At 28.4% G+C, this 6,582-nt stretch carries 6 protein-coding genes; 5 read left to right on the top strand and 1 reads right to left on the bottom strand.

Annotated features, from left to right (window positions below; genetic code table 11):
- A partial coding sequence (locus BUA19_RS05045) for an RNA-guided endonuclease TnpB family protein (protein WP_143145374.1) occupies positions 1-406 on the top strand: 406 nt, incomplete at its 5' end.
- A 205-nt stretch (positions 407-611) separates the two neighbouring features.
- A complete protein-coding gene (locus BUA19_RS05040) occupies positions 612-1,688 on the top strand; it encodes a M24 family metallopeptidase (protein WP_072724324.1) in 1,077 nt (358 codons plus the stop codon).
- A 3-nt stretch (positions 1,689-1,691) separates the two neighbouring features.
- On the opposite strand, the gene BUA19_RS05035 is transcribed toward BUA19_RS05040, so the two are convergent.
- A complete protein-coding gene (locus BUA19_RS05035; protein WP_072724322.1) occupies positions 1,692-2,084 on the bottom strand; it encodes a DUF1284 domain-containing protein in 393 nt (130 codons plus the stop codon).
- A gap of 256 nt (positions 2,085-2,340) precedes the next feature.
- Here BUA19_RS05035 and BUA19_RS05030 point away from each other — a divergent pair, with 256 nt between their 5' ends.
- The 3 genes from BUA19_RS05030 (at position 2,341) to BUA19_RS05020 (ending at position 6,572) form a co-directional block, all read left to right on the top strand.
- Positions 2,341-4,608 carry an ATP-dependent Clp protease ATP-binding subunit gene (locus BUA19_RS05030; RefSeq protein ID WP_072724320.1) on the top strand — a complete coding sequence of 756 codons (2,268 nt, stop codon included), beginning with the start codon at positions 2,341-2,343 and terminating at the stop codon, positions 4,606-4,608.
- 203 nt (positions 4,609-4,811) lie between these two features.
- On the top strand, positions 4,812-5,810 hold the full coding sequence (locus BUA19_RS05025; protein WP_072724318.1) for a 2-hydroxyacyl-CoA dehydratase family protein: 999 nt from the start codon (positions 4,812-4,814) through the stop codon (positions 5,808-5,810).
- Entirely contained in the window at positions 5,811-6,572 is a 762-nt protein-coding gene (locus BUA19_RS05020; protein ID WP_072724316.1) for an acyl-CoA dehydratase activase, read from the top strand. It begins immediately after the preceding gene.
- The last annotated feature ends 10 nt before the right edge of the window (positions 6,573-6,582 follow it).

Below are 6,582 nucleotides of genomic sequence, written 5' to 3'. Positions count from 1 at the left end.
AAGAATAAAGGTTGCTAAATTACATGAAAAAGTAACTAATCAAAGATTGGATTTTATTCACAAATTATCTAAAAGAATTATAAGCGAAAACCAAGTTATAGTTCTTGAGGATTTAGCAGTCAAAAATATGATGAAAAATGAAAAATTAGCGCAAAGTATTTCAGATGTAAGTTGGTATAAATTTGTTACTATACTTGAATATAAAGCAAAGTGGTATGGAAGAAAACTTCATAAAATAGATAGATGGTATCCATCATCAAAAACTTGTAGTGAATGTGGGTATGTTATGGAAGATATGCCGTTACAAATAAGAGAATGGAAATGTCCTAAATGCAACAGTATTCATGATAGAGATATAAATGCTAGCAAAAATATTCTAAAACAAGGACTAGTAGATATAGAATAATAATAAGAACCGTAGGTCTTACGGGGATAGCCTGTGGAGATAGTAGGTTACGAGGTCGTAGAAGCAGGAAAAGTTCTTGGATACACCAAGAAGCCCCCGCTTCAGCGTGAGCAAGTGGAGGGAGAGTTCACTTTATGAAGGATTTTGGAACAAAAAGATGAATAAAAATAAGTGGAGAGAAGTTATCATATAAGGGAGTGGTTTTATGAAAATAAAAAGACTTGATAAAATATTAAAAGAAATGGAGAGTAAAAATATACCTCAAATGTTAGTTACTGATCCTGCTGCTATATTTTATTTAACAGGAAAGTGGATTCATCCAGGTGAGAGGTTGTTAGCACTTTATATAAATTTAAATAAAGAGCATAAACTATTTATAAATGAATTATTTCCAGTACATGAAGATTTAGGGGTTGAAAAAATATGGTTTAATGATACTCAAGATGGAGTAGAAATAGTTTCAAGATATATAGACAAAGAAAAGCCAATAGGGATTGATAAAAATTGGCCAGCTCGTTTTCTTTTAAGACTTATGGAATTAGAAGGTGGAAGTGCTTTTGTAAATGGTTCTGAAATAATAGATAGAGTTAGAATGTGTAAAGATGATGAGGAAAAGAATCTTATGAGAGAGGCTTCTAGAATAAATGATATTGCTATAGAAAAAATGATAAAACTTATACCACAAAAATATTCAGAAAAGAAAATGGCTCAGATTTTAGGAGAAATATATGAAGAATTAGGAGCTAATGGTTTTTCGTTTAGTCCAATAATAGCTTATGGAGCAAATGCAGCTGATCCACATCATGAACCAGATAATTCAATTGTAAAAGAAGGAGATAGTATAATTATAGATATAGGATGTGTGAAAAATTCTTATTGTTCAGATATGACTAGAACAGTATTTTATAAGAATGTTTCAGATAAATCTAGAGAAGTATATAATGTTGTTTTAGAAGCTAATAAAAAAGCTATAGATATTGTTAAGCCGGGAATGAGATTTTGTGATATAGATGATGTTGCTAGAAATCATATTGAATCTGCTGGATATGGCAAATATTTTACGCATAGAACAGGACATTCTATTGGCATTGAAGTTCATGATTTTGGTGATGTTTCTACAGTTAATACTGATAGAATTGAACCAGGCATGATATTTTCAATAGAACCTGGTATATATTTACCTGGAGAAGTTGGTGTTAGAATAGAAGATTTAGTGTTAGTTACGGAAGATGGATGTGAGGTTCTTAATAAGTATGATAAAGAATTAATTATAGTAGAGTAGTATTTATTTGAATAGTCCTTTTTTACAGTAACCATATTTAAACCATTCGCAATTTTTACATATGTATTCAAATTTTTCTAGAGTAAGTTTTTCTTTTATAGTATTTAGAATTTCTTTGTATGTATATGTTTTATTTTCTTTTAATTCTAATAGTTTAATTGTTTTGGTATCTAAAGAATTAACTTTTATTTCAGATTTACACAGTCCATTTCCTATATTGTTAGGACATTTGGAGCATATGAAATCAGTTTTAGATATAATTTTTATTTTGGTATTAATGTTGTTTTTTAATGTGTTTGTTATTTTGGTCATATTATTTACGAATTCATCATTGTATCCTTTTCCTTGGTATCCTTGAATACATAGTAAATGGTGGGCTCTTAAAATTAAATTCATAAAAATATCTCCTTTTTATTGTTTACTAATATAAAAAAATAAGTTGACAATTTGATTTTATTAATAAATAAAGTTTTTGTCAAGATGTTGAAGTTTTAAATTTTAATTTTAAGTCATGGTTTTGTCCATGGCTTTTATTTTTTTAAAAGTAATATTAGAATAGGGTATTGTTATAATAATATATATATAATAAAATAAAGGTATTATTTTACTATATTTTAATTCCAAAAATTGATTTAGTATGGAGTGATTTAGTATGAAGTTATGTTCAGAATGTAAAAAAAATATAGCTGTTGTATTTACAACTGTTGTAGAAAATGGGAAATCAGAAATTAAAGGTTTATGTATAAATTGTGCAAAAAAGAAGGGAATTCCTGTTATTGATCAATTAATGCAACAAACAGGAATGTCCTCAGAAGATATTGATAATTTGACTAATCAAATAAATAGTATTTTTGAAGATATGGATATGGAGGATTTGAATAACGATAATTTACTTGGCAATTTGTTTGGCAATTCATTTTCAGTAAAAGATGTTGAAAATGCAAATTTTAAAGAAGAAAAGGAATCTGCAAATACAAAAGAAAAATCAAAAATAAAATATAAAAAATCTAAAGGTAAGAGAAAGTTTTTAGAATTATATGGAACGAATTTAACAGAAAAGGCAAAGAAAAACGAAGTAGATAAAATTGTTGGAAGAAATAGAGAAATAGATAGAGTTATACAAATATTAAATAGAAGAACTAAAAATAATCCTATATTAATAGGAGAGCCTGGTGTAGGGAAAACAGCTATTGCAGAGGGGTTAGCTGTTAGAATTGTGCAAAGAGAAGTTCCTTCCAAATTATTTAACAGCGAAATATATCTTTTAGATTTAACTGCTATTGTAGCAGGGACTCAATTTAGAGGGCAATTTGAAGGACGTATGAAAAATATTATTAAAGAAGCTAAAGAAAATGGAAATATTATTTTAGTAATTGATGAAGTTCATAATATTATGGGAGCTGGTGAAGTTCAAGGGGGAGCTATGAATGCAGCTAATATTTTAAAACCAGCTTTAGCTAGAGGTGAAATACAAGTAATTGGGGCTACTACTCTTGAAGAATATAGAAAGCATATTGAAAAGGATTCTGCTCTTGAGAGAAGATTTCAGCCTGTATATGTTGAAGAACCTTCAGTTGATGAAACTATAGAAATATTAAAAGGCATAAAAGAATATTATGAAGATTATCATAAAGTTAAAATATCAGATGAAGTAATAAAAGCCGCTGTAAATTTATCAAAAAGATACATTACAGATAGATATTTGCCAGATAAGGCGATAGATGTTATTGATGAAGCTGGTTCTAGGGCAAATTTGAAAAATCAAGGTCTTATAGAAATACAAGCTTTAAAAGAAGAATTAGAAAAAATTCAATATAAAAAAGAAGAAGCATCTAATAATAATGATTATGAAAAAGCTGCACAATATAAAATGGAGGAATGTAAAATAAGAGAAAAAATTAAGGATATAGAAAAAAATTGTGCAGATGTAGAGATTACTGTTGAAGATATAGCTTTTGTTATAGAATCTTGGACAAAAATTCCGGTTCAAAAGATAACAGAAGGAGAAGCTCAAAAGTTGTTAAATTTAGAAGATAGACTTCATAGAAGGGTTATAGGGCAAAATCAAGCAATTGTAAGCTTATCAAAAGCGATAAGAAGAAATCGTTCAGGGTTTAGAAAGAAGAAAAAACCTACATCATTTATTTTTGTTGGGCCTACGGGTGTTGGAAAAACAGAGCTTGTAAAAGCATTAGCTTGTGAATTGTTTGGAAGTGAGGAAGCTTTAATTCGTATTGATATGTCTGAATACATGGAAAAACATACGGTTTCAAAGCTTATAGGAGCTCCTCCGGGATATGTAGGATATGATGAGGGAGGCCAATTGACAGAAAAGGTTAGAAGAAAACCTTATTCAGTTATTCTTTTAGATGAAATAGAAAAAGCACATCCAGATGTTTTTAATATGCTTCTTCAAATTCTCGAAGATGGAAGATTAACAGATAGTCAAGGTAGAACTGTTTTCTTTGAAAATACAGTAATTATTATGACATCTAACGCAGGTACTAATTTTAAATCTAATATTGGGTTTGCAAAGGATAGATATGATATCTTAGAAGGAAGAGTAAAAGAGGCATTAAAAGAAATTTTTAGACCTGAATTTTTAAATAGAATAGATGAAACGATTGTATTTACAAGTCTTTCAAAAGATGAGTTGCGTAAAATTGTTGATTTAATGTTAAAAGAAGTAATTGATGAGGTTAAAGAAAAAGGTATGAATATAGTTATTTCAGAAGAAGTGAAAGATTTTATATTAGAAAAAGGATATGATGAAAAATATGGGGCAAGACCTTTAAGAAGAACTATCCAAAGGTATATTGAAGATGAGATTGCAGAACACTATCTTCAAGGTAAAATTAAAGAAGGGTCTAATATAAATGTGAAATTGAATGAAGGAAAAGTTGTATTATCCCAGTTCTAATGAGCTGGGATTTAATAAATTAGTTAAAATTATTGAAAGTTTAGTAAAGATATGATATTCTAATTTAGCACAATAAAATAAGACAGTTCGAAACCATCCTGTCTATAAACAAAACTAGGACTAAAACTACCGTTTTAGGTAGTTGTTTTTGTTTAGAGGGCAGTTATGCCCTTTTTTTGTATTTTTTAAAGGGAGGCGTATTAATGAAGAGAATAGGTCTTACTACCACTGTTCCGGTAGAAATTTTAATAGCAGCAGGATATACTCCGATAGATTTAAATAATCTTTTTATAACTTCTGAAGATTATTTAAAATATATAGATATAGCTGAAAGAGAAGGATTTCCTAAAAGCATGTGTGCTTGGATAAAAGGAATATATGGAGCTTGTATAGAAAATGGGATTGATAAAATAGTTGGAGTTATGGAAGGTGATTGTTCTAATACAAAAGTACTTATTGATGTGTTGGAAATTAAAGGAATTAAAGTTTATCCTTTTTCTTTTCCTCATAGTCATAAAATTGAAGATGTCAAAACAGAGATAAATAAATTTATGGATATTTTTGAAGTTCAAATTAAAGATGTTGAAAATGTAAGAAAGAGGTTAAGTAGAATAAGAGGATTTGCAAAGGAAATAGATAAGTTAACATATATATATGACAAAGCGACTGGATTTGAAAATCATTTATATCAGATAAGTTTAAGTGATTTTAATGGAGATTTAGATGGTTTTGAAGTTGAACTTAAAAATATTGTTTCTGACATAAGAGAAAGAAAGTCGAGTAATGTAAAAATAAGATTAGGATATGTTGGAGTTCCTCCTATGACAGCTGATTTATATGAATTTGTTGAAAAATTTAATGCAAAAATAGTATACAATGAAGTTCAAAGAGAGTTTGCTTTTCCGAGGGCAGATGAAGCTTCAAATATATATGAACAATATTATAATTATACTTATCCATATAATAATGAATTTAGAATAAAAGAAATTAAAAGACAGATTAAAGAAAGAAAATTAGATGGCATTATTCATTATACTCAAGCGTTTTGTCATAGAGCTGTTGAAGATATTGTTTTAAAGCAAAAGATTGATATACCTATTTTAAATATTGAGGGAGATAAATTAAATAAATTAGATGCTAGAACTAAGTTGAGGATTGAAGCATATTTGGATATGTTACTTGATTTGAAAGGAGAAGTTTAGATGAGGGTATTAGGTATAGATCTTGGAAGTAGAGAAGTAAAAATTGTATTAATGGAAGATGATAAAATAGTCAAAAAACAAAAAATAAGTACAATGGCTTTTTATAGAGATTATTGTACTTATAATGGAAAGATAACTGTTGATTTAAAAAAACTCGATATTGATAATATTGATAAAGCTGTATCTACTGGATATGGCAGAAATAATACTGATTTGAGTAAATTTAAAGTTATAAATGAAATAAAAGCACATGTTTATGGAGTGTTTTATCAAACAGGGTTTAAGGATTTTATACTTTTAGATGTAGGTGGACAAGATGTTAAGGTTGTTAAAGTGGAAAAAGGAGTTACAACTGATCTTGAGCTTAATGAAAAATGTGCGGCTTCTTGTGGAAGATATTTAGAAAATATGGCAAATGTACTTGAAATATCTTTAGATGAGATGAGTAAGTATTATGAAAATCCTGTAGAGCTTAATTCTACATGTGCTGTATTTTCAGAATCAGAGCTTATTGGAAAAATTGCAGAGGGAGCAAATATTAAAAGTTTATGTGCAGGTGTTAATTATTCTTTATATAAAAGATTGAAACCTCTTTTGACGAAGTTTAGGGGAAAAAAATTAGTTTTAACTGGTGGAGTTGCTAATAATTTAGCTTTAAAGAAGTATCTTATGAGTGATTATGATGAGATAGTTTCGGTTTCAGATCCACAGTTTAATGGAGCGATAGGTTGTTGTTTGTATGCAAGTAAATTTTTGGTTTAGGGAGGTATTT

Origin of the sequence: Tepidibacter thalassicus DSM 15285 (genome assembly GCF_900129915.1) — a bacterium.
Lineage (GTDB): Bacteria > Bacillota > Clostridia > Peptostreptococcales > Peptostreptococcaceae > Tepidibacter > Tepidibacter thalassicus.
The sequence above is the reverse complement of the archived record's forward strand: the minus strand, read 5'-3'. Positions and strand labels throughout refer to the sequence as shown.